The following is a 24,306-nucleotide window of genomic DNA, read 5'->3' as shown; positions in this document are numbered from 1 at the left end:
ATTCCCGGCAAAAAATATAAGGAGAGTAAGTGCGATGATGTTTCCGGAGCAGCCGATTCCCGATCATGTGCCGCCCGAGCTGGTGAGCAAGGATTTTCCCTTCATCTTCGGCATGACGACGGCAAAGGACCCGTTCGACGATCTGGCGATGCAGGTGCATGAGGGGCCTGACATCATCTATGCCGCCCACGCCTATCCCGGCGGAACCGGCGCCTGGGTGCCGCGGCGCATGGCGCATCTGCGCGAAATTTATCTCGACACCGATCATTTTTCCTCGACCGACTTTTCGCCTTTCTCCAAGCTGGTGGGGGGCAACTGGATCAATTCCCCAGCGGAGCTCGATCCGCCCGCCCATGGCCCCTTTCGCCAGATGGTCAATCCTGCCTTCACGCCCAAGGCGATGGCGGCGCTGGAAGACAAGATCCGGCACTATGCGGTGGAATATATCGACGCCTTCGCCCTACGCGGCCAGTGCGAATTCATGAGCGAATTCGCCTTTGAATTTCCGATCAAGGTGTTCATGGAACTGATGGGCCTGCCGCACGACCGGGTGAGCGAGTTCATGGAGTGGGAAATGAACCTGCTCCACAATCACGACCTGTCCAAGATTGCCGAGGCGACGCGCAGCGTGCTTGCCTATCTGGGTGGGGAGATAGAGGACAGGCGAGCCAACCCACGCAATGACCTCATCACCTTCGGTGTGCAGGGGCGGATCGATGGCCGGGCGCTGACCGACGATGAACTGCTGGGCTTCATGTTCAATCTGTTCATTGGCGGGCTGGATACGGTTTCGACCAATATGGGCCTGCAATTCCGGCATCTGGGCAGCCATGCGGAGGATCAGGCCTATCTGCGCTCCAATCCGTCGGAAATCCCGCACGCCATAGACGAGCTGATGCGGGCCTATGGTGCGGTCACCACCTTCAGAACATGCAAGAAGGAGACGGAAGTGGCGGGCATCCGCTTCATGCCCGGCGACAAGGTGGCGATGTCCACCACGCTCGCCGGCCGCGATCCGGCCGAGTTCGACGCGCCTGCCGAGGTCCGGCTCGACCGGCGGCCGCGTCATGTCGGTTTCGGTTTCGGCATCCATACCTGTGTGGGCATGCATCTGGCGCGGCGCGAGCTGCGGATCGCGATGGAGGAATTTCTCTCGCGCATTCCCGACTTCCGCATCGCACCCGGCCATCAGGTGGAATGCCATCTGGGGATGATCCAGCCGGTCGCACTGCCGCTGGTGTGGACGCCCGCAAGCTGAAAAATGGGAGGGCGTTCGCCTTGTGGCGGACGCCTCACCCCGCATCATAGGTCGAGGCAGGCCTCTTCGAAATCAAGCCGGGGGTTGCGGGAATAGAGTCCTGCCGGATCGCCATAGCCGATATTGCACAGGAAATTGCTTTTCCACCGGCCGTCCGGGAAAAATTCCGCGTCGGTGCCCGCCTGATCGAAGCCCGACATCGGGCCGCAATCGAGCCCGAGCGCCCGTGCCGCCATGATGAGATAAGCGCCCTGAAGCGTCGAGGAACGCGCCACCGTGTCCGCGATCAGCGCGTCCTTGCCCTCGAACGTGCTGCGCATGTCACGCGACGGGAAAAGCTTGCCGTAAAATTCGTAAAATCGGGTGTCGCCCGCGATAATCACGGTGCAGGGCGCCTGCATCACCTTGTCGACATTGCCCGCGCTCAGATGGGGTTTCAGGCGAGCCTTGGCGGCGGCGGAGCGCAGGAAGACGAAGCGGCCGGGGTTGCTGTTCGCGGTCGTCGGTCCCCATTTGGCAAGGTCGTAAAGGGTTCGGACAGTCTCAGCGGTGACGGGCCGGTCGCTCCATTGATTATGGGTGCGGGCGTCGCGGAACAGCAGGTCCAGCATGGCATCTTCGGTCAAGACGGGCGTGTCGGGCATGATCGCTCTCTTATTTTGCGTTGGATTGGGCGATGCCCCGGTCATTCCAGCCCGCAGCGTCCTGCGCAAGGATTGCGTCGGCCTCTTCACCCAGCTTCGCCATGTCGGCATTTTCCCAGATGCGATGGCCGCCTGTGGCATAGGCGCGCCCATTGTCCCGATAGAGCAGCGCGTCGACGATGTTCGCGCGCAGCTTGTCGATGCGGCGCACCACGCGGCCGGGCGTACCCATGACGAGCGAATGCGGCGGGATCACGCTGTCGGGCGGCAGGAAGCTGTGTCCGGCAATGATCGAGCCGCGCCCTATGACGCACCGTTCCATGATGGTCGCGCCTATGCCGATCAGGCAGGCGGGTTCGATGATGCAGCCATGGACCACTGCGCCATGACCGATAGTGCAATAGTCGCCGATGATCGTGGGATCATCCCATCCGATATGGACCATCGCATGGTCCTGCACGCTGGCGCAGCGCCCGATCGATACATGCGCTCGTTCGGAACGGACGACGGCATAGGGCCAGAGGCTGCAATCGTCGCCCAGCCGCACATCGCCGAAGATGCGGACGGTGGGGTCGATATAAGCGGGGCTTCCCATGCGATCAGCGGGTGATGACGATCTTGCCATGGGGACTGCCGGCCTGCGCCGCCCACGCGTCGGCCGCATCCGCAAAGGCATAGCGGCATGTGTCGACGGTCAGGCCCTGGGTCATTGCCATGTCGATCAGCCGGTCATAGGCGGCGCGGCGCTCGCTGGCCGGCCGTTGCCCGGTGCCGACGCCGATATGGCTGCGGAAGACGAGATCGCGCAGGGACAGCGTGACCGTTGGCCCGGCCTGCACGCCGATGCTCATCATGCGCGCGCCGGGCCGGGTGGCGCGCATCGCCGCTTCGGCGGGCGGACCGTAGATGATGTCGAGCACGACATCATAGCCGCCTTGCGAAACCGCCTTCAGCGCTGCGTCATCATCGCCTTCGCCCAATAGGGCGATCGCATCGGCATGACCGGCGGCCTGCATGGCCTCCAGCCGTTCGCGGCTGCGCGCCGCCGCCACGACGCGGCCCGCGCCCAGCAGCCGCGCGACCTGCGCGCCGATCTGCCCGACCGGGCCGGTCGCGCCGAGAATGAGGACGGACTCGCCTCTGGCTATCCGCGCCTCTTCCAGCGGGATCAGTGAGCCGGTGCCGGAGATGGCGAGGGCGATCAACTGGTCGTCCGAAAGGCCGTCGGGGGCAGGCCAGATTTCCTCTTCGGCCACGAGCGTGCGTTCCGCGATGGCACCGAAGGGCGCTCTGCTATGGCCGAAATAGACGCGCCTGCCGTCATCCAGGCGCCCGACACCCTCGCCGCCCGGCACATAGGGCGCGCTGACGGGGCCGAAAAAGCCCTTCGCGCGCATGAGGTCGGTGGGGCCGATTCCGGCCGCCGCAACCTCTATGACGCGACAGCCGGGCTGGGCGGCTGGCTCGGGATGATCGGCCAGCGCGAAGCCGCCATCGCTGTCGATCAGGGCGGTCCGCATGGCGTTCCCCTATGGTCGTGATGGATGCGGCCGGGCCGCGGAGGAAGGAGGGTTGCCCATTCTTTCGACCGGGCAACCCTCCTTTCGATGGCTTATCGACCTCAATAGGCGCCCGGCGGCGAGATCGGATCGGCGCCGGTCAGGTTGCGGCCATAGATTTCATAGCCGATGGTCGGGATATTCTGGATATGCCGCAGCGCCATCGAAATGTCGCGCCAGTAGCGGTTGATCGGCTTGTCCAGCGCAAAGCCAGAGGACCCGGCCTGGAACATCAGCGATTCGCTGGCGCCATGAACCAGTTCGATCATCTGCGCGCCGCCTGCACGCTGCCTCGCCTTCTCCGCAAGGGTGAATTCCTCGCCCAGACCGACGCGGTCCAGCTTGGCGGTCAGGTCGAACAGGATCAGCTTGGCGGTATCGATCATCGCTGCCGCTTCGCCCAGATCGCGCATATAGGCGCCCGAACTGGTGCGCGGGCCGATGATGGTCGTCAGCACCGGCTTCTTGGGGGCCTCGGCGGTGACGATTTCCAGCATGGCCTCAACCGCGCCGATCAGCTGGGCGATGCCGGTGGTGCGGACGACGGGCACGGCGGGCAGCAGATCGGAGGGGGCGCCGAAATGGCGCTTCGTCCGGTCGATCTGTCCGGCGCGCTCATCCATGAGCACCATCTGGGCGTCGGGAATGAAAACATCCTTGGCGACCGCCGTGTCGGACCCGGTGCCCTGCATGCCGGAAACGAACCATGTGTCTTCGATGGTCATGCTGTCCATCGGCAGATAGCACATGCTGATGCCGGGAACGACGGGACCGTCATATCCTTCCAGCACCACGCCCTGCTGCGCCCAGTTCGACTGCCGCGAACCGGACATATAGGGCCATTTGCCGTTGATGATCCAGCCGCCGTCGACCTTGCGCGCCTTGCCGGGAGGGTTGTAGGCGCCGCAGACCGACTGCGGACTGCCGCCGAACACCGCGTCCTGCACGCCATCGGGCGCGAGGCTGGTGATCCAGCTCGTTCCGTTGACGATCTGGATCACCCAGCTGATAGCGGGATCGCCCTTGGCGATTTCCATCTGCACCCGGCAGAAATCCGTGGGGGAGAGGCCCATGCCGCCCAGCCGCTGCGGCAGGAGCATACGCAGGAATCCTTCTTCCTTCAGCATCTTGTCCACGGCGGGGGTAGGATTGCGCCGCTTCTCGCCCTCGGGCGCCTCGCTTTGCAGGAAGGCGCGAAAGCCGCGCGCTTTTTCCACCATCGCGTCAGCGACAGCCTTTTCGGCAAAGCCGCACTGGATTTCATTATCCACCTTGGGGGCAGTAGCCATCAGTTCATCCTTTCTTATGTTCGCTATGGTGCCCGGCGATCTGCAATGCCCATTCGCACAACCGATCGGGCGCGCTGTTCCAGATCGCCAGCCACTCCGGAGTGGCGGGAATGATGAGAGTGCTCAGTTGCAGGCGGACCATCGTGTCGCAGAACGCGTCCCGGTTGATCCGGCTGTCGATGAGCATGTCGAAATAGTCGAGTACCGGATCCAGCGCACGCTGGACCGCGGCCTTATGGCGACCGAAATGGCTGCGCAGGAAATTGAGATGGAAGGCCGGTTCGACCTCGAAAATGCCTTCGGGCGAGCGTTCGATCGTGAAGCGGCCGTAAAAACGCATCACCGCGCGGAAGCGCTCGATCGGCTCAACAATGCTTTCGCCCGATTCCACAATGCCCTTTTCGAAGCTGCTGCAGATATATTCGCTGAAGGCCGCCAGCACTTCCTCCTTGGAGGCGAAATAGCGGTAGAGCGTGCCGCGCGAGACGCCGCTGCTCTCGCTGATGTCGCTCATCGACAGGCGGCGCGCGCCAATAGAGTTGATCGCGCGCAACGTGCCGTCCATGATCTTCTGGACGCTGCCCGATTGATCGGTGGCGACGATTTCGTTCCAGTCGGCGTGCGGCATCAGTTTCATGTCTGGGCTTCCATCTCTGCCAGATTGTGCGGAACGCTCACATAGCCCGGCAGATGCTGACCGCCATCCACATTGATCAACTCGCCATTCACAAAGCGCGACATTTCCGACGCGAGGAACAGGACGACCGGGCCGATATCCTTTTCCGGGTCGCCCGCGCGCTTGAGCGGGTTGCTGGCGGTCGCCATCTCAAGAAAGCCGGGGACGTTTTCGGCTAGGTCCGCAAACACCTGCCCCATGCCGGTCGGCGCGATGGCGTTGGTGCGGATGTTGAACCGGCCCCATTCGACCGCCGCGGTCCGGGTAAGCCCCAGAATCGCGCCCTTGTTCATATTATAGTCGGCGTGAAGCCATGCGCCGGTCTGGGCGTCGATCGAATAGAAATTGATGATCGAGCCGCCGCCGCGCGCCTTCATATGCGGGAAGGCGGCGCGCATGGCCCACCAGCTCCCCCAGGTGCCGATCTCCAGTGTCCGCTGAAGCATCTCGTCCGTTTTCTGCTCCAGCAGCACATTGGGCGAAAGCTGCGACGCATTGTTGACCAATATGTCCAGCCCGCCAAATTCGCTGACGGCGCGATCGATCATCGCCTCCACTTCGGTCTTGACGCCCATGTCGGCCGACATGCCGACGGCGCGGACGCCGAAGCTTTGCGTGATTTCCGCCGCGACGGTTTCAGCGGCGGCCCCGTCCCGGCCGGTGATCAGCAGATGCGCGCCTGCCTCTGCAAGGCAGCGGGAAATGCCGTAGCCCAGCCCCTTGGCGCCGCCGGTGACGATTGCGACCTTGTCCTTCACCAATCCCGTCACGCTACCGCTCCTGTCATCTGCTCGCTCAGGGCACGGTCCATGTCCATGCGTTCCTGGCAATAGTCTTTTGTGAAAACATAGCCGCGGATCGCCCCGTCCGCGTCGTGATAATGATATTTGATGCCGCGCTCGTCATTGGCGATTTCCTGCCACTGTCCTTCCACGCCCATGGGCGCGGGCAGCAGGACGACGGGATAGGCGGTGGTCTTGACCTGTACGGACAGCGGCGGGAAGCGGATATCCGTCGGCGTGCCGAGCGCGCTGGGCGCGATGGCGCGGGCGGCGGCCATGATCGGGGTCACATAGGCCGCCAGTCCCTGCGGATATTCGGCGCAATCGCCGATCGCATAGATGGCGGGATCGCTGGTGCAGCCCGTCTGATCGACCTTGATGCCGCGCGCGACCTCCAGCCCCGCCTCCTGTGCGAGCTGGATATGCGGACGCAGCCCGACGGCGGAAAGAACCGCCGCCGCCTCGATCACCAAGCCGTCGTCCAGTTCGGCCCTGATTCCGCTTTCGCCCTTATGGATGGCCAGAACCTTGCGGCCTAGATGCCATTCCACGCCCTTTTCGGACAGCGCGTCGCGGATCATCTGACCGACGCCCGGCGGCACGAGCTGGGCCAGGGGATGGCCGAGCATGTCGACGACCACCGGCTGATAGCCGCTTGCGGAAAGGTCGTTGGCAAATTCGGTGCCGACAAGGCCCCCGCCCATGACGAGCACGCGGGCGCCATCTGGCAAGGCCTCCCGAAAGTCGCGATAATTGTCGAGATTGTTGACCGCGAGCGCGCGGTGCGCGGCGTCCCCGTCGATCGGCGGCCGGACCGGATCGGCGCCCATCGCCAGCACCAGCCGGTCGTAGAAGATCGGCCCGCCGGTGGTCAGAACGGCCTTGTCCTGCCGGTCGATCGCTTCGACGATACGGCCGGCCCGCAGATCGAGCTTCAGCTGCGCGACCATCTTTTCCGCCGGCGTGGTGATCAGCGTATCGGCAACCTTGCCCTTGGCGAGCGCGGTCGACAAAGCGGGCTTGGAATAGAAATGCCCGTCATCCTGCGTGACCAGCGTCAGCCGGGCGTCCGGCGCAAGCTTGCGAAGCTCACGCAGGACGCCATAGCCGGCAAGGCCGCTGCCGACGACCACGATATGCGGGGTTTCCGTCACCGAAGCCGCTCCGGTCAGAGGAAGATGGCGAAGTTGGACATGCCGAGCGTCGACTGGTCGACGATGATTTCCCGGCTCGCCAGCTTGTACGCGCCGTCGACCAGCCGCCAGATGTCGCGGCGTTCGGCGCTGATCGTCTCATTCTCCGGATTGTCCATGCGGCTGCGCTCGACATAGAGGTAGCTCACAACCTCATATTCGCCGGCCGTTTCGCTTTCGGCGATGCGGACATTGGTGACGAAGCGGCGCGTGCGCGACGGCGGATCTTCGGCCCAGGCGCTCTTCGCCAGACGGCCGGTCCGCATCAGGATCGAGCCGTAATTCTCGTCGAAATGCTTCATCGTGCGCACCACGTCCCGGTCCTTGTTCGGACCGTTGCGGGTGAGGCGGAGGGGAGCGGTGTAGCTCAAATCCTGTTCCAGATAAGCCACCCAGTCGTCGAACCGGCGTTCGTCGAGCGCGGCGGCTTCGTCATAGAGGGTTTCGAGCAGGCGGTTATAGACTTCCGACCCGAGCGGCACTCGCTTGGTGGAGACAAGACCGCGCAGGACGCTGGTCTTGTCGATGGCGGCGGTCGCGTAGTTCACCATGATATCTGTCCTCTCTCGTCGCCGCGGCTCAGGCTTCGGCCATCAGATTATAATAGGCCATCCACCAGGCCCATTGCGTGTCGTCCTTGGTGAAGCCGGGATAGAGATCGCCGCCGCCGACCCAGCCTTCGGGACGCTCATGGCCGTGCAGCGCCTGATATTTGAGCGTGATGGTCTTGCTCATATGGCCACGCGAATTGCGCATGATCTGCGGCCAGGTGTCGGCGTCGTCCTGCTCGATCGTACCCGACGTGCCGGTCGACCAGATGGCGTTCTGGAGCATGTCGCGCTTCACATCTTCCGGCGCGTCCTTTTCCGCGAAGATGAAGTTCACGAACTCCACCTTGTCCGGCCCCTTGGGGACATAGGTGTGCAGCGACAGGGCGCCCGAAGCGCCGCCATCCGTGCGGGGCGCGAAGATGAAGGCGATCAGTATGTTGGGGAACATGCCGCCGACCTGGGGCGGGATGTTCGCCAGCTGCTTGACCTGATCTTCCGACAGATTCTCGAACAGCTGAGGGATCAATTCCTTGGTGATGCCGGGCGGCGGCAGCAGATGCAGCCGTTCTTCCGTGGTTTTTCCCTCGAAGCTGACGTCTGCGAACATCTTGAAGGTCTGCGCCGCTTCCAGGCAACGCAGCGTGTGGCCCTGCGGCACAGAAAGGTCGACGCCATACATGCCCGGCGCGGTGTCGTAGATCGACTCCGCGGTGCCGCCCATGATCCCGCCTTCCATCAGCGAACGGTGCAGCGTCAGGGTGTGGAAGCCGTCCGAGCCGGATTGTTCGCCGGGGATCTTCCAGTTGCACGGCAGCACGAAGCGCTGGGGGGGGCCAAGCATCTCAAGGCCATTGTCGGTGCGGCAGAAAAGCTGATCGAGGTAGAATTTGGCGTCGCCCAGATAATCCTCGAACGACAGATCTTTGTTCCAGGTGGCGAAGATCAGGCCGCCATAGAGATGGACGCGGGCCTTTTTGAGGCCCAGCTCGTCCTTCGAACGCTTGTTGCCGTGCATCTGCTCCTTTTCGATCGGCGCGCCGATGAAGCTGCCGTCCGCGCGGAAGGCCCAGCCATGATAGATGCAGCGATGGGCGTGGGCATTACCCGCTTCCGCCGTGCAGACCTTCATGCCGCGATGGGGGCAGACGTTCAGCATGACGTGGATTTCGCCGCTGCGGTCGCGCGAGACGATCACATTATCTTCCGCCATGTCGCGCATGACATAGTCGCCCGCCTTGGGAATTTCCGACTCATGGCCAAGGAGCAGCCAGGTGCGCGCGAAGATGCGCTCCATCTCCAGCTCATAGAGTTCCTTGTCGTTCATCACCCGCAACGACACTTCGTTCATGTCGCGGTCGATGAGGTCGTCAAGCGTCGTTCCGTCGCTCAGCGTCAGCCCGGCATTGTGCAGCATCTTGCTCTCCTGGAGGATTTCCTTGATTGAGTCGTGTTATACATATTGAACTAAATCTGTTCAAGGTGTAATGTCGCTTAAAGAGGAAGGAGAGGCTGGATGAGCCAGAAACTGAAAGTTGTGATCGATAAGGCGGCCTGTTGTGGCTATGGCGTTTGCGCCGAGATATGCCCCCAAATTTACAAGCTCGATGCCAATGGTATCGTGTATGTGGACGACGAGATCGTCCCCGAAGGACTGGAGGAACTGGCCCGGGAAGGGGCCGAAGCCTGTCCGCAGTCCGCCCTTGCCATCGAAGAAGTCTGAAGTCGGCGTGACCATGCGCGGGTCCGGGGGGGCGGATATCCTGTCGCTCGATAGGTTTTTGGCGCTCGTTCCCTGCGGCACGGTCGTTTGACAGGCAGATGAGAGGATCGCGTTGATGGGGCAGGCCGAGATTTTATATACACCGTTCACGATCGGCTCGCTCCACCTGCGCAATCGGTTCGTGATGGCGCCGATGACGCGGAATTTCTCGCCGGGCGGCATCCCCTCGGAAGGGGTGGCCGGCTATTATCGGCGGCGGGCCGAAGCCGATGTGGGGCTGATCATCACCGAAGGGGTGGGGGTCGACCATCCCGCCGCAGTGGGACGCGAAACCATGGGCGGCGGCGCTTCGCCCGTCCTGCATGGCGAGGAAGCGCTGGCGCGCTGGCGCGACATCGTGGCCGGCGTGCATGACGCTGGCGGCCTCATCATCCCCCAGCTATGGCATCAGGGCGTCATTCGCGTGCCGGGCACGGGCTATCATCCCGATGCGCCATCAGCCCGTCCGTCCGGCATCTGGGGCCCGACCGACAAAGCGATCGTGCCGCCCGATTATCTGGAACAGGTGCGGGCACCCACCGCGCCGCTGACCGACAGCGAAATCGGCGACCTGATCGCCGCCTTCGCCCGCAGCGCGGCCAATGCGAAGGCGGTGGGTTTCGACGGCGTGGCCCTGCATGGGGCGCATGGCTATCTGATCGACAGTTTCCTGTGGCGTCATACCAATATGCGGGAAGATCGCTGGGGCGGCGGGATTGCCGAGCGCGCGCGCTTCGCGGTCGAGCTGGTGCGGGCGATCCGGGCCGCGACCGCGCCCGATTTTCCGGTCATTTTCCGCTTCTCCCAGTGGAAGCTTCAGGATTATGAGGCACGCAATGCAGAAACGCCCGGCGAGCTGGAAGCGATGCTGGCTCCCCTGGTCGAGGCGGGGGTCGACATATTCGACGCGAGCACGCGCATCTTCACGGCACCGGCCTTCGAAGGCTCCGACATGGGGCTGGCGGGTTGGGTCAGGAAACTGACCGGTAAACCGACCATCGCGGTCGGCGGGGTGGGCCTTAGCAAGGATTTGCAATCCTCCTTCGCGCAGCCGACCGTCATGACCGACAATCTGGCGCTGGTGGCCGACAGGATGGTGCGCGGCGAATTCGACCTGATCGCGGTCGGCCGCGCGCTGCTGATGGATGCCCAATGGGTGGCCAAGATGCGCAATGGCGGCGACGTCAATCCGTTCCGGCTGGACGCCTACGCCACGCTGGACTGATCGCCGGACACTCCGGCTCCGGCCGGGGCGTCAATGGCTGTCCGCTGCGGCATAGACCTGGATGCGGGCGATGTTGGTGCGTTCGGACTGCTGCGCGATGACCGCGACGGCGTCGGCGATGTCGCTGGGCAGCATCGGCGGGATGAAGCTGTCCCAGGACGGTTGCCCCCTGGCCTTCATATCCTCGAAAATCTCGGTGCTGGTCGTGCCGGGCGCGACAATGCCGACCTTGACGCCCGACCCGGCGAGTTCGACCCGCAGGCAGTCGGTAAACGCCTCCAGCGCGCGCTTGAGGCCGCCATAGACACCCACACCGGGGGCGGTGATGTTCGCGCCGATGCTGGATATGTTGATGATCTGGCCCCTGCCGGCCGCCTTCATCGTCCGCGCGAAAAGGGTGCTGGCGCGCACCACCGCTTCATAGTTGATCGCGATCATCGGGCGCAACTGATCGAGGTCGAACGCGTCGATCGGCGCGGCGTGCAACATGGCGGCATTGTTGACCAATATGTCGGCCCGATCGAAGCGGTCGAGGACGAAATCGTGCAGCCTTTGCGGCGCGTCCGGGTCCGCCATGTCGGCGGCAAAGGCCGTGCTGCCGCGGCCCAGTTCCTCTGCCAGTTCGGTGAGGCGGTCGGCGCGGCGGGCGACCAGCACCAGGGTCGCGCCCGCTGCCGCAAGCGTGCGGGCGCTGGCCGCGCCGATGCCCGACGATGCGCCGGTGACGATGGCAATCTGCCCTTCCAGATGATCCATGACGTGACTTCCTCTTTTCAGATCAGATAAGACGGATCAGCCTCTTGCCGTCATTTTCGCCGCGATAGAGACCAGCGAGCGCGTCGGGGCAGGATTCTATGCCGTCCAATATATCCTCGCGCCATGTGAGCCGGCCCTGCGCGATCCATGTCCGCAATTGCGCTGTCGCTTCGGCATAGCGATCGGCATGGTCGAAGATGACGAAGCCTTCCATACGGGCGCGTTTGACCAGAAGATGGCGTTCGACGCGCGGCCCGGTGGGCCATGGCTCCCAGCGGTCGATCGATGCCGTTCCGCACACAATGACGCGCCCGCGCTGTGCCAGATGCGGCAGAACCGAGTCGCTGATCGCCCCGGCGACATTGTCGAAATAAATGTCGATACCCTTGGGCGCATGCTCGGCGATCGCCGCGCTTATGTTCCCGGCGCGATAATCGATGGCGCAGTCATAGCCATACTCATCCACGCAGCGTCGCGCCTTGACCGGCCCGCCCGCGATGCCGATCGTGCGGCAGCCAAGGATGCGGGCGATCTGGCCGACGGCCGAACCGACCGCGCCGGCCGCCGTGGATACCGCGATGGTCTCACCCGCGCGCGGCTGGCCGATCAGGGTAAGGGCCAGATAGGCCGTCATGCCGTTGATGCCCAGAATGCCGAGCGATGCCCGCATCTCCGGCGCGGTGGTGCGCTGGACGACCTGATCGGCTGCGAGGCAGGCATAGTCCTGCCAGCCGAACCAGCCGGACACATGCTCTCCCACCGCATAGTCGGGATGCGCGGAGGCCACGACCTCGCCCACGGCAAGGCTGCGCATGACCGAACCGATGGCGACGGGCGCGGCATAGTTGCCCGCATCGGCGATCCAGCCGCGCATCGCCGGTTCGATCGAAAGATAGTGATTGCGCACCAGAATCTGACCCGGCGCAGGCGGTTCGACCGGCGCCTGCCGGATCGCGAAATTTTCCGCCTGCGCGATTCCCGACGGGCGGGAGGTCAACAGGACCTGGCGGTTGAGATCAGCCATCCAGCCCCGCTTTGACCATGGTGAATTTCCGGCGGGAAATCTTCCATCCGTCCGAGGTGCGGACCAGGCAATCCTCATAATAGCCCGCCGCGCGATGGGTCACGCCGCCTTGGGTCGCCTCCGGCAGGAGCGCATCGACATAGCTGCGCGCGTGCACCTCATCGTTGCGCTTCTCTATCACGATATTGGTGATCCGGTGCAGCGTCGGCCCCATATGGCGGTGGGCGTCGGCCATATATTCGGCGATTTCGCGCGGGCCGCGCCAATGCCCGAAACTGCCGTAATCGGCCTCGCAATCCTGCGCGAAGCAGGTCCGGAACAGCGGCCAGTCACGCGTGTCGATGCCGGTGGCGTAGCGCAGCAACACATGTTCGATCGCACGTTCATCATCGGCGCCGACGGGCAAGCGTCTCACCAGACTGCCATGTGCGGGCATGTTCATCCTCCCCTAGTTTCGGCTGAAAACATAAAGAGGCGCCGGCTAAACTTGCCCGCCAAAGGATAGGATCGACTGTCATCTTCCGGCGATTTATAGCCTCGGCAGGCCCAGCCACCAACGGGCGGCCGCCTCTATTTCCGGTTGGGCAGTGCGTAGGCGATCAACGCGTCGCCCGCACCTGACAGCATTGCGCCATGTCCGCCCGCCGCGATCACCACGAACTGGCGTCCGCTCGCGTTCGACCAGTAGGTGGTGGGAGAGGCATTGCCGCCGGCGGGCAGTCGCGCCTTCCAGAGCAGCCGGCCGGTCGTCGTCTCATAGGCGCGGAACATATGCTCCTGCGTCGCGCCGATGAAGGTGACGCCGCTCGCGGTAGCCACCGACCCGCCGATATTGGGCACGCCCATGGGAATCGGCACGAACGTTGGCAGGGCCAGCGGGCCGCTGTCGCGCGAGGTGCCGAATATCCTGCTCCAGACCAGTTTTCCGGTCTTGAGGTCCACCGCGTTGATGCGGCCATAGGGGGGCTGCTGGCACGGAATGGCGAGCGGGGAGAGGAAGGGCGCGATATGGGCGGCATAGGCCACGCCCATCTGGGCGACCGGCCCACCGACATCGCTCATATGGGCGGCGTTCATCGGCTTGATGCCCTGTCGGTCCGCGACGGCTCTGGGGATCAGGCGATTGTAATTGCCGACCTGGTTGTTGTTCACGATCATCAACCCGCGCCGGGGATCGACCGATACCCCACCCCAGTCGATCCCGCCGAGATAGCCGGGCCAGGTGAGGGTGGGATGCTCAGTCGACAGCGGGGTCATGTCCCCGTCGAAGCGGGCCTGGCGGAAGCGGATGCGGCACATCGCCTGATCGATCGGCGTCAGACCCCACATGCTCTTTTCCGCCGGACGCGGCCCGCCGAAACTGGGCATGCCGACCGAATAGGGCTGGGTCTTCGACAGGCGTTCGCCGGGAACGGCGCCCTGCGGGACTGGGCGTTCCTCGACCGGCAACAGCGGCTTGCCGGTCGCCCGGTCGAGGAAGAATATCTCCCCGCGCTTGGTCGGCTGGAGCAGGCCGCGCACGCCGCCGGGAAGATCGACCAGCGTGGGCTGGGCGGGCACATCATAGTCCCACAGGTCATGATGGGTCGTCTGGAAGGACCAGCGCACCGCCCCGCTCTCCGCGTCCAGCGCCAGCACGGCACTGGAATAGAGGTCATCATTGACGGTGCGATGCCCGCCGAAATAATCGGGCGTTGCATTCCCTGTCGGCACATAGACGAGGCCCAGCGCTTCGTCCGAGCTCATGGGCGCCCAGCTATTGGGCGTGCCCGGCGTAAAGACGCCGCCGCGCGGCGGCAGCCCGTGATCGTCGGGGCGACCGATGTCGAAGGCCCAGGAAAAAGCGCCCGTGACGGCATCGAACGCCCGGATGACGCCGGAAGGCTCCCTGATTTTCTGACCATCCATCACCCAGCCGCCCAGAACGAGGCGGCCGCGCACGAGGGCGGGGGGCGAGGTGACGAAATAATAGCCCTTGTCGACCGTTCCCAGTCCCGCCTTCAGATCCACCTGACCGCCCTGTCCGAATCCGGGGCAAAGTCCGCCGGTCACCGCATCGAGCGCGATCAGCCGGGCGTCGAGCGTCGCGGTGTAGATGCGCTCGGCGCAATAGCCATGGGCCTGCGGGATGCGATAATAGGTGACGCCGCGGCAGACGAGGCCATAGACACCCGCGAGATCGGTCTTGGGCCGGTGCCGCCATAATTGTCGCCCCGTTTCCGGATCGAGCGCGATCACATCATTATTGCCCGCACACAGGAACAGGCGATTGCCCACCTTGAGCGGATTGACCTGAAAGGCCGTGCCTTGCTTGCCATCGGTGAGTTTGCCGGTGTGGTACGTCCATGCCCTTTCCAGATGGCCGACATTGGCGGGCGTGATCTGCGCCAGCGGCGAATAGCGCGATCCGCCCCGGTCGTTGCCATAGGCCACCCAGTCGCCATCGGCGGCGCGGGCCGGTCCCGCGCCCCACAGAGCGCTGCCCGCCGGCGGCGAACGATCCGCCCAGAAGGCGGCGCCGATCGCGCCGACGAGGAGCAGCAGAAGACCGGGCCACAGCATGCGTGCGCCGGGCAGGGGGCGGTCAAGGCCGACATGCCGCCGGTAATAGGGGGTGAACATGTAGAGGCCCATGGCGACCGGCATGGCCAGCCGGGGCGCAAGAGCCCAGCCGTCCAGTCCGACCTCCCAAAGCGACCAGCAGAGATTGGCCGCGAGAAAGGCCCAATAGAGGGTGACCGAGAGGGGCGAACGGCGCCAGCCGAGACAGGCCGCACTCACCATCATGAGGCCGGACACACAATACCAGCTTGACCCGCCGAGCAGGGCGAGCCGTCCCCCCAGCCACAGCAGCGACAGGCCGGCAAGAAGCATCGACAGGATGAAAATCATGTTCAGAAAGCGGCGCATCAGGCTCCCCCCTTGGAATCCGGCAAAAGCTGTGAGGGGAGAATCAGGCAGGCAATTGTGCCGCAAGCCAGTCCGGTACATTGATCCGGTAGCACTTCTGCTCATAGAGTCGGCTGATCTTCCAGCCTTGCCCGGTGCGGACGAAATCATGATGGTACCAGAGGCCGAAGACCAGCGTATCGGCCGTTTCGCCGTTGCTGACCGTCATCGGATTATAGCAGGCGGTTTTGGTCTTCGCCCGGTCGCCCGCGATCTGATATTGGGTGGTGGACACGGCATGCTGAAAGGCGAGGATCAGCGTCAGACTTTCCGCCAGGAAGGACTTTATCTCCGCAAGGCCCCCGACGACGCCCACCATTTCCGAATAGTCGATCACGGCGTCTTCGGTGAAATAGCGGTCCAGTGCGTCCCAGTCGCGTGTATCCACCGCGTAGCAATAGCCCACGATCAGATCCTGAATCTCGAACCTGTCCGACATTTCCTGCAGGGTCAGTGTCATGGCCTCTCCTCCTTCATTCTATAGAATGGCTGCTGACACAGTGCGGAAGGCGCGCCGCCTTCCATTGGGTAGGTGCCGAGCGCGGCGGCTAAGGGGAATGAAACGTCACTCCCGGGATCGATCCCGTGGACCGTTTTTTAATCAAGGAGACTATTATGGGCCTCGCCCCGTTCACGGAAGCCGATTTCGTCCTGTCGAAGGAGAAGCGGGCAGAAATCACCGCCGGGCTGACCGAGCGGCAGGCGTACATGGTCAATCACTGGATGGACCTGCACGAGGTCATCAACCGCGGCGACTGGGACGGCATGGACCAGTTTTTCAACACCGACAGCATGACCTATGACAATCCCAACCGGCCTGACCTGGGAACCTATCATGTCTGGAAGACCTCGCCGCAGGGCCTCTACACGACTTTTCCGCCCAGCATCTATCGCACGCTGAAGGCCTGGGGCCGCGGCGAGGACGAGATCTGCGTCCTGTGTCACCATCATGGCAAGCATACCGGCGGTCCCTATATGGGTGTCCAGCCGACCGGGAACGAGTTGAACGTGCTGTGGTTCTCGTGGCTGCGATTCCGCGGCGACAAGATCGATCACATCTATTCGATCTCCGACGTGCTGACGATGCTGAAGGATCTGGAAGTCATCGACGTTCCCCAGCCCGTCGATCCCTATAAGTGACCAACAGGCCGATCCGGCGCGGCGAGGGCGCGCCGGATCGATGAAGGGGGCTGGTCTGGAATTCGGCCGGAAAGGGAAGATAAGGGCATGAAGCGGTCTGTCGACCTCAGGATCGATGTCAGCGATGCAGTGGACCTCGGCATGGCGGCGCACATGGCGGTCACGGTCCATCTGCCGGACCTTGCGACACTGACCAACCGCATGACCGTTTGCTTCGCCTTCCCCGGCGGGGGCTATTGCCGACGCTATTTCAGTTTCGACATGCCGGATGGGTCCGGCGGCGGACAGGCGGGTTTCCATTGCGACCGCGGATGGATTTTCGTCACCTGCGACCATCTGGGATTTGGCGAGTCGACCATCGCCGAAGGCAATGCCCTCAATCTCGATAATGTCTCGGCGGCCAACGACGCCATGGTGCGGCAGGTCATGAGACGGCTGGAAGCGGGCACCCTCGTCGATGGGCTGCCCCCGGTCGTCGATGCCACATGCCTTGGCATAGGCCAATCGATGGGCGGATGCTTCACCATCGTGGCGCAGGGCAATCACGACACATTTCACGGCATCGGCGTGCTGGGCTATAGCGGCATCCATACCGTCGTGCCGACCCGGCCGGGACAGCCTCCGGCCGCATGGCCCTGGATTTCGCGCCGCTCATCGCTCGACGCGCCGCATGTCCTGAACGCGGCCGCGCTGGCGCAAGCGCCGGGCGTGACGCTGGGCGACGCCGAGGCGCTTCAGGCGGCGGCACGGGCAGGTGAGCATCCCTTTCAATGGTCTTTTCACCATGATGATGAACCTGCGGACATCGTCACGCTCGACATGATGGCGTCCGCAGGGCTGGTCGATCCGCTGCCCGAATGGCGTTCGGCGACCACGCCCCCATGCGGTGTATATATGGTCGCGCCGGGCGCGGTGGCGCTGGAAGCGGCCGCCATACGCGTGCCTGTGCTGATCGCCATGGGCGAACGCGATGTCGTGCCAGACCCTTTAGCCGAACCCAGAGCCTATAAGAGCGCGGAAGACATTCAACTCTTCGTGTGTCCCCGCATGGCGCATATGCACAATTTCGCGCCCACCCGCGTCCGCTTCTGGGAGCGCATCCATAATTGGGGCGATGGCGTGGCGGCGCAGCGCCTGCTGGGCTGAGCGGAACCCTTACCGCCGACTTTTAGAGGCTGAAGCCCCCATCGACGATCAAGGTCTGGCCGGTCATATATTGCGCCCTTTCCGAGGCCAGAAAGGCCACGGCTTCGGCGATATCCTCGCCGCTGCCGAAGCGTTGCAGGGCAATGCGTTTGCGCTGTGCTTCCCAGATTTCAGGCGAATAAAGCGATCTCAGGAAGTCGGCGCCCAAGCCGGCATCGATGATTCCCGGAGCGACCATATTCGCCCTGATGCCGTAGCGGCCTTCCTCCTTGGCGATCGCGCGGCCCAGGGCTTCCATCCCCGCCTTGGGTACGGAGGAGAGGGCGTCGCCGGGTGGGAAGCAGTAGTTCGCGACCGAAACGACGGTAACGAAATTGCCGAAGCCTTGAGCGCGGAAATGAGGAAGCGTGGCGGATACGATGCGGGTGAAGCCGACCAGTTCGATCTCGATGACTTCGCGCCATTGGTCTTCGCTGATCTGGCTGACGAAGGGCTGGGCTATTTCGACCCCGCTGGCGAAGACCATCGTGCCGATGGCGCCGAATTGCTCGACCGTCTCGCGAATGCCGGTCTCTATCGAGGCGCGATCGGAAAGATCGCAGGTAACGGACAGCGTCTCACAAGAACTATTGGGCAGAGACGCCGCGACCGCCAGCGCCTTTTCACGGCTGGACCGGTAGCCGATGGTTAGATGATCCCATTCGGTCGACAGCCGTCGGCAGATCGCGCTGCCAAGGCCGCCGGTGCCACCGACGACGAAGGCCGCGCCCTTCATCATAACGGCAAATGATGAGCCAGATGGTGGAGCAGGCGATCGGCAAAGGCATCATTGCGGTCGCCGGTGAACATGTGGCCGACACCATGGGCGATCTCGATCTCCAGTTGCGGGGCCAGTGCCCGAAACTGCCTGACGCTCTCGTCCGAAACGATCTCGCTCAGTTCCGCCTTCACAAGGACAAGCGGTGATTTTACGCGCCGGGCCGCGGCAATGAGCGCTTCCCCTTCCGAGGGGGGATGAAGAAATTCCGGCGCCGTCGTGCGCGGGTCCCAGTGCCAGAACAGGCGTCCATCTTCCTCGCGCATCGATTTGGCGAGGCCGGAAACGTCTGGCAGGCGGGGCTGGCCAAGATGGGCGTGCAGCGCATCGGCCGCTTCCTCCAGCGACGCGAAACCGGAATCGCTGGCGCGGAAGAAGCCGCGAATGTCCTCCACCCCCGTATCGACCATATAGGGCGCGACGTCGGCCAGCATGATGAGGCGCACCAGATCGGCGTGGCGCGACCCGCCCACCAGCGCCGATTGCCCGCCGCGCGAAGCCCCCACCAGGGCGATCGGCCTGCCGAGGGCATGGATGATGGCTTCGACATCGCGGCCATAAGCTTCCAGCAGATAGTCGCCGTCGCTGGCCCAGCCACTGTCGCCATGGCCCCGCAGATCGAAGGTCAGGCCATAATAGCCGGCTTGCGCCACTCGCCGGGCCGAACCCGCCCAGGAACGACGGCTTTGGCCGCCGCCATGGAAGAAGCAGACAGGCGGAGCGGCCGGGTCGCCATAGGCGTCCGCGACCATCTCCAGCCCGTCACCCGGCAGGCTTATCTGTGTGGGGGGCGTCATGCCGGAGCCATGCATTTACCCGGCGGCCACCGGCGGCACCATTTCCGCGAAAGACGGGTGTTCGCCGGGGCCCTTATAGGCGAATTTGCCCGGCGCGTGGTGCCACTTGCCGTCGTTGCGGCTCTCATAGGGCGAGGCGACCTCGATCAGGCAGCCATGGGTACTCTTATGGCCGACCCAGCTCCACTTCTGCCATGTCATGTCCGGATCGTTGAAGGTCTGACCGCCGCCGGGCAGGTGCAGCCCTTCGGCGCGCAATTTCTCCATCGCGCCCGGCACGTCGTCGGTGGCATAGCAAAGATGATGGACATGCTCGCCGACCTTTTCGAGGCGATCGCCCATGGGCGTGCCGGGGGCCGGCTGAATGAACTGGATTTCCGTGCCGCCATTGTTGACGAACGTCGCCCACTTCATGCCCGCATCGGCACCGCTGGAAAATTCATCATATTTGACAAGACGTTCTTCCAGCGATGCCGGATCGAGCACGCGCAGGATTTTGGTCCAGTCTTCGATCGCCTTTTCCAGATTGCTGACGACCATGCATACATGGGCAAAAGGTCCGCTAGGCATTTACTTTCTCCTCATCTCTTATAATTCCACCGTGGCCGTGCCGGAATTGACCGTGCCCCGGCCATCCACATCCAGCGAGAATTCGCAGGTGACGACATTGCCTTCGATCGCCGCGACCCTGCCCGTCACCACCGCCCGGTCGCCGCCATAGACATTGTCCAGAAAGCGCGAATCCATCGCCTTGATCCGTCCGCCGGGGAAGGCGCGCATCAGCATGTTCATCATATAGGCGACGTTGATCGGACCCTGGTTGATGACCCGGTCACCCAGCCCCTTCGCCTTCACCACCTCGACATCGAGATGGATGGGGTTGGGATCGGCGAGAAACACGGCCCACTGCTTCATGGCTTGCGGGCTGACGCTCTCGATCGTGAAGGGCGGCAGCGCATCTCCGATGGCGTAGCTCATGCGGCGAACTCCTTGCGGGGCAGAACCCACACATTATCGGTTTCCAGCACCTGCGTTCCATCGAGCAGGTGCAGGCGCAGGCGATAGGTCATCACATCCATGACGCCGAGCTTGCGGCTGCGCTTACGGACGAGGCTGAGAATCTCTCCCGTCACTCTGTAGCTTTCGCCGACCTTCAGCGGCGCATAGAACCGCACGCCGCTGCTGCCCATCATCGGGCCATCCTCGACATCGAATTCGCACGCTTCGCACACGCCGGCCACCGTCTTGCCCATCGCGACCTGGGTGGCGATATAATAATAGATCGGATGCGCGCTTCCGTCCCCGGCCGGCTCGATCCCGGTCGAGCGGCACAGGGCGGCATTTTCCTCAGCCGTGATGGTAAAGACCCTGGTGCCGTCCAGCGATGTGCCGGCGGCGTCGGGTGCGGGTGGAAGATCGTCAAGATCGCTCATGGCGGGTCCCTTAGAAAGAACGCGGCAGGCCGAGGCTTTCGGCAATCGTGTTGCGCACCATTTCGTTGCTGATCGGGGTCATCCGCAGGATGCGGTGATCGCGCCAGTAACGCTGCATGTCGGTTTCCGCCGAATAACCCATGCCGCCCAATATCTGGATGCCGAGGTCCGCAGCCTTCACGGCATTTTCCGTGGCGACCATCTTGAGCATGTTCGCCTCGGTTCCGCATGGCATGCCGTTGCTCTGCATCCAGGCGACATTGTAGAGCAGCAATTCGGTGAGCTTCTGCCAGGTCGCGATGTCCGCGACATAATGCTGCAAAATCTGGAAGCGGCCGATAATGCCGCCGAACGCCTTGCGTTGCAGCATATATTCCAGCGCGTCTTCCAGTACCCCGTCGATCGCGCCCAGACACTGCGCGCCGACCATGATCCGCTCATTGTTGAGCGTGGGCAGCATCGCGTACCAGGCCTGCCCGGGTTCACCCAGCACGTCCTCGTCGGGGACGAAGACATCCTCATAATGGACCTCGCACGAGCCCATGGCGCGCATGCCGAGCTTGGGCAGGAGCGAGGCGGTGATGCCGGGCGATTTGGCGTCGACGAAGAACATGGTAAGGCCATGATGCTTCTTCTCGACATTTTTGTCGGTGCGGGCGAGGACGAGCAGCCTGTCGGCGGCCTTGGCGCCGGTCGTCCACATCTTGGCGCCGTTCAGCTTCCAGCCGCCCTCGACCTTTTCGGCATGGGTTTTCATCGCGCCCAGAACATCGGTGCCGCCATCGGGCTCGGTCATCGACAGCGAGACGCGCAGCTTGCCCTGTGCCATGGGACGCAGCCAGCGATTTTTCTGCTCCTCCGTGCCGACCGCGCCGATCGTCTTCGCGCCGCCGAAGGAGGTGAGGCCCCAGACCCACAGCAGGCCACCGGCCGTTCGCGCAAATTCGCGGGCGAAGATCATCTGCATCATGACGTCGCCGCCCAGCCCGTCATATTCCTCCGGAATGCCTATCCCGAAAAATCCCTGCTCGGCGATCTTGTCCCACAGCGCGTAGGGATAATTTTCTTCGTCGGCTTCCAGCGCGCGCATCCAGTCCTTGGGCGCTTCCGCATCGACCCAGCGGCGGACAATGTCCCTGAACGCCTGCTGTTCCTCGGTGAGTGAAAAATCCATCGTCGTTCCCGTTAGTGGCCCTACGACTAAGCGCCTGTCGGACGCGTTGCGAACCTATCCAACTATAGGGCGGGCCGTCGGCAGAAACTGAACAGCTGGCCCACCATCATCCCCAACTGATCGGGGATAGGCGCGTTTTCGATCGGGTCGCCTTCACCGCCGATGGTATTGATGGCGATGCCCAGCGGCGTCGGCCAGCCCCTAAGCGCGTGGGTGATCACCCGCAGTTGCTGGAGCGTGGCGACCGCTGCCTGCCAGCCGGCCGCCGTTGCCACGCAGCCTACGGGAAGGCCGTCGAAATAGCAGCGCTCGTCGCGGCTCATATCCTCGACATAATCGAGCGCATTCTTCACGAAGCCGGAGATCGCGCCATGATAACCCGGTGAGCCGATGATGACGGCATCCGCCGACCGCAGGACGTCGACATAGCGTCGCGCCGCATCCGAACGGTCCGGATTTTCAGGCGCGTAAGACGGGAAGTCGATATCCTCCCCGGCCAGCAGCGTCGTGCGCGCGCCGCGTTCCTCTGCGATGGCAAGCGCCTTGCGAAGCGCCCGCTCGGTGGAGGAATAGGCGCGCATGGTGCCGCCAATGGCGACGACATGAAGCTGGGTCATATCAGATCGACAATCCTCCCTCGACCGGAATGACCGATCCGGTGACATAGGCGCCCGCGCGCGAGGCGAGATAGATGGCTGCCCCCGCCAGATCCTCCGGCGTGCCGACGCGGCCGCGGGGGACCATCGATTCCACCATCCTGCGCATCTCGTCGGAGGTGATGACCGTCATCTCGGATTCGAAGAATCCGGGCGCGATCACATTGGCGGTGATATTGTCGCGGCCAAGCCGCTTGGCGAGGCTCTTGGCCATCCAGTGGATGGCACTTTTCGAGGCCTGATAGGCGTAATTTTCCTTGGGCCCCACCTTGAGCGCGCCGACCGACCCGATGTTGATGATCGATGCGGGGCGGTCCGCCGTGCCGCCCGCGCGGAGCAGGGGCAGGAATTTCTGGAGGGTGAAGAAGGGTGCCTTCAGGTTCAGGTCGATGACCGGGTCCCATTCGCCCTCGCCATATTCGTCGATGGGCGCGTCCGCCATGGTCCCTGCATTGTTCACGAGGGCGTGTACGGCCTGCTCCCGCGCGGACACCGCCGCGACCAGAGCCTCTATCCCGACGAGCGTCGACAGGTCGGCGACGAGGCCGGTGCAGTGGCCGCCCGTCGTGGCCGCAATCTCCGCCGCGGCCGCCATCACCTTGGCCTCCGTCCGGGCGCAGATATAGACCTTGGCGCCCGCAGCGGCAAAGCCGGTTGCGATATGGCGGCCGATGCCGGTCGACCCGCCCGTGACGATGGCGACGCGGTCCTTTACCGAGAACAGTTCGGCCGCATTCATGCTTTTGCTCCCGCGGCGGCAATCTTCAGAATGAGGTCGGTCGTACCCTCCGGATCGCCCACCAGCAGGGCGTGATCGCCTGGATGGTCATGGATGGTCCAGCCCAGTTCGCGCGCCCGGTCGTGCATGGCGGTCATCACCGTGACGGCCGCCGCGATATAGTCGACGGGCTGGGTGATCGTCTCGGCACCCACGGGGATGACACAGGCGGTTGCCTTCATCGGCTGGTCCGACAGATTGTCGAGCAGCCATTTCTCCCGCGCCGGGTCCATGAGATGCGGATGGTCCTTGGCGGCCGCGCGCTGCATGTCATGCACGCCCGAACCGATCGGGCCTTCGCCCGCTTCGAGCATCGCATCCAGCGCGGCGAGCTGATCTTCGGGAACATAGCCCATGAGGGACGCGATCCGTTCCCCCGACCGGGGCACGATGGCGTCGAGATAGATGATCCTGGCGATGCGGTCGCCCACCTCGGCAATGACGCCGGGCGCGACGGTTCCGGCATAGCTGTGCGCCACCAGCACAACGTCGCGCAGATCCTCATATTTGAAGACATTGACGATGTCGCGCACATGGGTCGCATTGCCGACATCGCGGCCGATCAGATGTTCGCGCTCGCCAAAGCCGGTGAATGTCGGGGTGTAGACCTTGTGTCCCCTGGCCTCCAGCAGTTCGCGGACATATTTCCATGTCCAGCCGCCCATGCCGCCGCCATGGAGAAGTAGGAATGTGGTCATGA

General features: G+C 63.7%; 28 protein-coding genes. 5 read left to right on the top strand and 23 right to left on the bottom strand.

Translation table 11 applies throughout. The features are described from left to right. The first annotated feature begins 34 nt into the window (after nt 1-34). Entirely contained in the window at nt 35-1,258 is a 1,224-nt protein-coding gene (locus tag VVT58_RS20450; protein ID WP_066563051.1) for a cytochrome P450, read from the top strand. 44 nt (nt 1,259-1,302) lie between these two features. Here the strand turns inward: VVT58_RS20450 and VVT58_RS20445 are convergent, their stop codons facing one another. The 9 genes from VVT58_RS20445 to VVT58_RS20405 form a co-directional block, all read right to left on the bottom strand. Continuing rightward, a complete protein-coding gene (locus tag VVT58_RS20445) occupies nt 1,303-1,902 on the bottom strand; it encodes a malonic semialdehyde reductase (protein ID WP_066563049.1) in 600 nt (199 codons plus the stop codon). Between the two features lie 10 nt (nt 1,903-1,912). Continuing rightward, on the bottom strand, nt 1,913-2,497 hold the full coding sequence (locus VVT58_RS20440; RefSeq protein WP_066563047.1) for a gamma carbonic anhydrase family protein: 585 nt from the start codon (nt 2,495-2,497) through the stop codon (nt 1,913-1,915). Nucleotides 2,498-2,501: 4 nt separating this feature from the next. Next, complete coding sequence (locus VVT58_RS20435) at nt 2,502-3,422, bottom strand: zinc-binding dehydrogenase (protein WP_066563045.1); 921 nt, start codon at nt 3,420-3,422, stop codon at nt 2,502-2,504. Between the two features lie 101 nt (nt 3,423-3,523). Beyond that, nucleotides 3,524-4,750 carry an acyl-CoA dehydrogenase family protein gene (locus tag VVT58_RS20430; protein WP_206377303.1) on the bottom strand — a complete coding sequence of 409 codons (1,227 nt, stop codon included), beginning with the start codon at nt 4,748-4,750 and terminating at the stop codon, nt 3,524-3,526. 4 nt (nt 4,751-4,754) lie between these two features. Next, the gene (locus tag VVT58_RS20425; RefSeq protein ID WP_066563041.1) at nt 4,755-5,387 is read right to left on the bottom strand and encodes a TetR/AcrR family transcriptional regulator; all 633 of its coding nucleotides are present in this window, start codon (nt 5,385-5,387) and stop codon (nt 4,755-4,757) included. Continuing rightward, entirely contained in the window at nt 5,384-6,196 is an 813-nt protein-coding gene (locus tag VVT58_RS20420; protein WP_066563040.1) for an SDR family NAD(P)-dependent oxidoreductase, read from the bottom strand. Before VVT58_RS20420 ends, VVT58_RS20425 begins: the two co-directional genes overlap by 4 nt. Further along, nucleotides 6,193-7,362: an NAD(P)/FAD-dependent oxidoreductase gene (locus tag VVT58_RS20415; protein ID WP_066563038.1), complete on the bottom strand. Its 1,170-nt coding sequence runs from the start codon at nt 7,360-7,362 to the stop codon at nt 6,193-6,195. Before VVT58_RS20415 ends, VVT58_RS20420 begins: the two co-directional genes overlap by 4 nt. Before the next feature lie 14 nt (nt 7,363-7,376). Beyond that, nucleotides 7,377-7,952 (bottom strand): 3-phenylpropionate/cinnamic acid dioxygenase subunit beta, encoded by a 576-nt coding sequence (locus tag VVT58_RS20410; protein ID WP_066563033.1) that lies wholly within the window; start codon nt 7,950-7,952, stop codon nt 7,377-7,379. A gap of 28 nt (nt 7,953-7,980) precedes the next feature. Further along, on the bottom strand, nt 7,981-9,366 hold the full coding sequence (locus VVT58_RS20405) for an aromatic ring-hydroxylating dioxygenase subunit alpha (protein WP_066563031.1): 1,386 nt from the start codon (nt 9,364-9,366) through the stop codon (nt 7,981-7,983). 99 nt (nt 9,367-9,465) lie between these two features. On the opposite strand from VVT58_RS20405, the gene VVT58_RS20400 reads away from it, so the two are divergent. Together VVT58_RS20400 and VVT58_RS20395 are read left to right on the top strand one after the other, a co-directional pair. Continuing rightward, a complete protein-coding gene (locus VVT58_RS20400) occupies nt 9,466-9,672 on the top strand; it encodes a ferredoxin (protein ID WP_066563029.1) in 207 nt (68 codons plus the stop codon). A 115-nt stretch (nt 9,673-9,787) separates the two neighbouring features. Further along, nucleotides 9,788-10,936, top strand: coding sequence for an NADH:flavin oxidoreductase (locus VVT58_RS20395; RefSeq protein WP_082749139.1), 1,149 nt, complete (start codon nt 9,788-9,790; stop codon nt 10,934-10,936). 30 nt (nt 10,937-10,966) lie between these two features. On the opposite strand, the gene VVT58_RS20390 is transcribed toward VVT58_RS20395, so the two are convergent. From VVT58_RS20390 to VVT58_RS20370, 5 genes are all read right to left on the bottom strand, one after another. After that, complete coding sequence (locus VVT58_RS20390; RefSeq protein WP_066563026.1) at nt 10,967-11,692, bottom strand: SDR family oxidoreductase; 726 nt, start codon at nt 11,690-11,692, stop codon at nt 10,967-10,969. 22 nt (nt 11,693-11,714) lie between these two features. Further along, complete coding sequence (locus tag VVT58_RS20385) at nt 11,715-12,716, bottom strand: NADP-dependent oxidoreductase (protein WP_066563024.1); 1,002 nt, start codon at nt 12,714-12,716, stop codon at nt 11,715-11,717. Beyond that, nucleotides 12,709-13,152 carry a nuclear transport factor 2 family protein gene (locus tag VVT58_RS20380; protein WP_172451733.1) on the bottom strand — a complete coding sequence of 148 codons (444 nt, stop codon included), beginning with the start codon at nt 13,150-13,152 and terminating at the stop codon, nt 12,709-12,711. The genes VVT58_RS20385 and VVT58_RS20380 overlap by 8 nt, the downstream gene beginning before the upstream one ends. Before the next feature lie 134 nt (nt 13,153-13,286). Continuing rightward, on the bottom strand, nt 13,287-15,626 hold the full coding sequence (locus VVT58_RS20375) for a membrane-bound PQQ-dependent dehydrogenase, glucose/quinate/shikimate family (RefSeq protein ID WP_327754012.1): 2,340 nt from the start codon (nt 15,624-15,626) through the stop codon (nt 13,287-13,289). Between the two features lie 43 nt (nt 15,627-15,669). Continuing rightward, nucleotides 15,670-16,125, bottom strand: a complete 456-nt coding sequence (locus tag VVT58_RS20370; protein WP_066563020.1) for a nuclear transport factor 2 family protein — start codon at nt 16,123-16,125, stop codon at nt 15,670-15,672. Nucleotides 16,126-16,280: 155 nt separating this feature from the next. Between VVT58_RS20370 and VVT58_RS20365 the strand changes: the two genes are divergently transcribed. Both VVT58_RS20365 and VVT58_RS20360 read left to right on the top strand, forming a co-directional pair. After that, entirely contained in the window at nt 16,281-16,805 is a 525-nt protein-coding gene (locus tag VVT58_RS20365) for an ester cyclase (RefSeq protein ID WP_066563017.1), read from the top strand. An 87-nt stretch (nt 16,806-16,892) separates the two neighbouring features. Beyond that, nucleotides 16,893-17,951 carry a hypothetical protein gene (locus tag VVT58_RS20360; protein WP_066563014.1) on the top strand — a complete coding sequence of 353 codons (1,059 nt, stop codon included), beginning with the start codon at nt 16,893-16,895 and terminating at the stop codon, nt 17,949-17,951. 22 nt (nt 17,952-17,973) lie between these two features. Here VVT58_RS20360 and VVT58_RS20355 read toward each other — a convergent pair whose 3' ends face one another. The 9 genes from VVT58_RS20355 to VVT58_RS20315 form a co-directional block, all read right to left on the bottom strand. Next, on the bottom strand, nt 17,974-18,729 hold the full coding sequence (locus VVT58_RS20355) for an SDR family NAD(P)-dependent oxidoreductase (protein WP_066563013.1): 756 nt from the start codon (nt 18,727-18,729) through the stop codon (nt 17,974-17,976). Further along, entirely contained in the window at nt 18,726-19,565 is an 840-nt protein-coding gene (locus VVT58_RS20350; RefSeq protein ID WP_226869703.1) for an alpha/beta fold hydrolase, read from the bottom strand. Before VVT58_RS20350 ends, VVT58_RS20355 begins: the two co-directional genes overlap by 4 nt. A 15-nt stretch (nt 19,566-19,580) precedes the next feature. Next, nucleotides 19,581-20,135: a VOC family protein gene (locus VVT58_RS20345; RefSeq protein ID WP_226869702.1), complete on the bottom strand. Its 555-nt coding sequence runs from the start codon at nt 20,133-20,135 to the stop codon at nt 19,581-19,583. 18 nt (nt 20,136-20,153) lie between these two features. After that, entirely contained in the window at nt 20,154-20,543 is a 390-nt protein-coding gene (locus tag VVT58_RS20340) for a MaoC family dehydratase (protein ID WP_066563007.1), read from the bottom strand. Next, nucleotides 20,540-20,998, bottom strand: coding sequence for a hypothetical protein (locus tag VVT58_RS20335; protein ID WP_102999843.1), 459 nt, complete (start codon nt 20,996-20,998; stop codon nt 20,540-20,542). The genes VVT58_RS20340 and VVT58_RS20335 overlap by 4 nt, the downstream gene beginning before the upstream one ends. 10 nt (nt 20,999-21,008) lie before the next feature. Beyond that, nucleotides 21,009-22,172 carry an acyl-CoA dehydrogenase family protein gene (locus VVT58_RS20330; protein WP_066563004.1) on the bottom strand — a complete coding sequence of 388 codons (1,164 nt, stop codon included), beginning with the start codon at nt 22,170-22,172 and terminating at the stop codon, nt 21,009-21,011. Between the two features lie 62 nt (nt 22,173-22,234). Beyond that, nucleotides 22,235-22,789 carry an NADPH-dependent FMN reductase gene (locus tag VVT58_RS20325; protein ID WP_066563003.1) on the bottom strand — a complete coding sequence of 185 codons (555 nt, stop codon included), beginning with the start codon at nt 22,787-22,789 and terminating at the stop codon, nt 22,235-22,237. Between the two features lies 1 nt (nt 22,790). After that, the gene (locus tag VVT58_RS20320) at nt 22,791-23,567 is read right to left on the bottom strand and encodes an SDR family oxidoreductase (protein WP_066563001.1); all 777 of its coding nucleotides are present in this window, start codon (nt 23,565-23,567) and stop codon (nt 22,791-22,793) included. Beyond that, nucleotides 23,564-24,304 (bottom strand): alpha/beta fold hydrolase, encoded by a 741-nt coding sequence (locus tag VVT58_RS20315; RefSeq protein WP_102999844.1) that lies wholly within the window; start codon nt 24,302-24,304, stop codon nt 23,564-23,566. The genes VVT58_RS20320 and VVT58_RS20315 overlap by 4 nt, the downstream gene beginning before the upstream one ends. Between the last annotated feature and the right edge of the window lie 2 nt (nt 24,305-24,306).

Origin of the sequence: Sphingobium sp. SJ10-10 (assembly GCF_036038995.2) — a bacterium.
Classification (GTDB): Bacteria; Pseudomonadota; Alphaproteobacteria; order Sphingomonadales; family Sphingomonadaceae; genus Sphingobium.
This window is presented reverse-complemented; position numbering and strand designations above follow the sequence as displayed.

Excerpts from the sequence above, each read along its gene's own strand:
- VVT58_RS20450 (WP_066563051.1), top strand. The coding sequence starts at position 35 with ATGATGTTTCCGGAGCAGCCGATTCCCGATCATGTGCCGCCCGAGCTG.
- VVT58_RS20445 (WP_066563049.1), bottom strand. The coding sequence starts at position 1,902 with ATGCCCGACACGCCCGTCTTGACCGAAGATGCCATGCTGGACCTGCTG.
- VVT58_RS20440 (WP_066563047.1), bottom strand. The coding sequence starts at position 2,497 with ATGGGAAGCCCCGCTTATATCGACCCCACCGTCCGCATCTTCGGCGAT.
- VVT58_RS20435 (WP_066563045.1), bottom strand. The coding sequence starts at position 3,422 with ATGCGGACCGCCCTGATCGACAGCGATGGCGGCTTCGCGCTGGCCGAT.
- VVT58_RS20430 (WP_206377303.1), bottom strand. The coding sequence starts at position 4,750 with ATGGCTACTGCCCCCAAGGTGGATAATGAAATCCAGTGCGGCTTTGCC.
- VVT58_RS20425 (WP_066563041.1), bottom strand. The coding sequence starts at position 5,387 with ATGAAACTGATGCCGCACGCCGACTGGAACGAAATCGTCGCCACCGAT.
- VVT58_RS20410 (WP_066563033.1), bottom strand. The coding sequence starts at position 7,952 with ATGGTGAACTACGCGACCGCCGCCATCGACAAGACCAGCGTCCTGCGC.
- VVT58_RS20405 (WP_066563031.1), bottom strand. The coding sequence starts at position 9,366 with ATGCTGCACAATGCCGGGCTGACGCTGAGCGACGGAACGACGCTTGAC.
- VVT58_RS20400 (WP_066563029.1), top strand. The coding sequence starts at position 9,466 with ATGAGCCAGAAACTGAAAGTTGTGATCGATAAGGCGGCCTGTTGTGGC.
- VVT58_RS20395 (WP_082749139.1), top strand. The coding sequence starts at position 9,788 with ATGGGGCAGGCCGAGATTTTATATACACCGTTCACGATCGGCTCGCTC.
- VVT58_RS20390 (WP_066563026.1), bottom strand. The coding sequence starts at position 11,692 with ATGGATCATCTGGAAGGGCAGATTGCCATCGTCACCGGCGCATCGTCG.
- VVT58_RS20385 (WP_066563024.1), bottom strand. The coding sequence starts at position 12,716 with ATGGCTGATCTCAACCGCCAGGTCCTGTTGACCTCCCGCCCGTCGGGA.
- VVT58_RS20380 (WP_172451733.1), bottom strand. The coding sequence starts at position 13,152 with ATGCCCGCACATGGCAGTCTGGTGAGACGCTTGCCCGTCGGCGCCGAT.
- VVT58_RS20375 (WP_327754012.1), bottom strand. The coding sequence starts at position 15,626 with ATGCGCCGCTTTCTGAACATGATTTTCATCCTGTCGATGCTTCTTGCC.
- VVT58_RS20370 (WP_066563020.1), bottom strand. The coding sequence starts at position 16,125 with ATGACACTGACCCTGCAGGAAATGTCGGACAGGTTCGAGATTCAGGAT.
- VVT58_RS20365 (WP_066563017.1), top strand. The coding sequence starts at position 16,281 with ATGGGCCTCGCCCCGTTCACGGAAGCCGATTTCGTCCTGTCGAAGGAG.
- VVT58_RS20360 (WP_066563014.1), top strand. The coding sequence starts at position 16,893 with ATGAAGCGGTCTGTCGACCTCAGGATCGATGTCAGCGATGCAGTGGAC.
- VVT58_RS20355 (WP_066563013.1), bottom strand. The coding sequence starts at position 18,729 with ATGATGAAGGGCGCGGCCTTCGTCGTCGGTGGCACCGGCGGCCTTGGC.
- VVT58_RS20350 (WP_226869703.1), bottom strand. The coding sequence starts at position 19,565 with ATGACGCCCCCCACACAGATAAGCCTGCCGGGTGACGGGCTGGAGATG.
- VVT58_RS20345 (WP_226869702.1), bottom strand. The coding sequence starts at position 20,135 with ATGCCTAGCGGACCTTTTGCCCATGTATGCATGGTCGTCAGCAATCTG.
- VVT58_RS20340 (WP_066563007.1), bottom strand. The coding sequence starts at position 20,543 with ATGAGCTACGCCATCGGAGATGCGCTGCCGCCCTTCACGATCGAGAGC.
- VVT58_RS20335 (WP_102999843.1), bottom strand. The coding sequence starts at position 20,998 with ATGAGCGATCTTGACGATCTTCCACCCGCACCCGACGCCGCCGGCACA.
- VVT58_RS20330 (WP_066563004.1), bottom strand. The coding sequence starts at position 22,172 with ATGGATTTTTCACTCACCGAGGAACAGCAGGCGTTCAGGGACATTGTC.
- VVT58_RS20325 (WP_066563003.1), bottom strand. The coding sequence starts at position 22,789 with ATGACCCAGCTTCATGTCGTCGCCATTGGCGGCACCATGCGCGCCTAT.
- VVT58_RS20320 (WP_066563001.1), bottom strand. The coding sequence starts at position 23,567 with ATGAATGCGGCCGAACTGTTCTCGGTAAAGGACCGCGTCGCCATCGTC.
- VVT58_RS20315 (WP_102999844.1), bottom strand. The coding sequence starts at position 24,304 with ATGACCACATTCCTACTTCTCCATGGCGGCGGCATGGGCGGCTGGACA.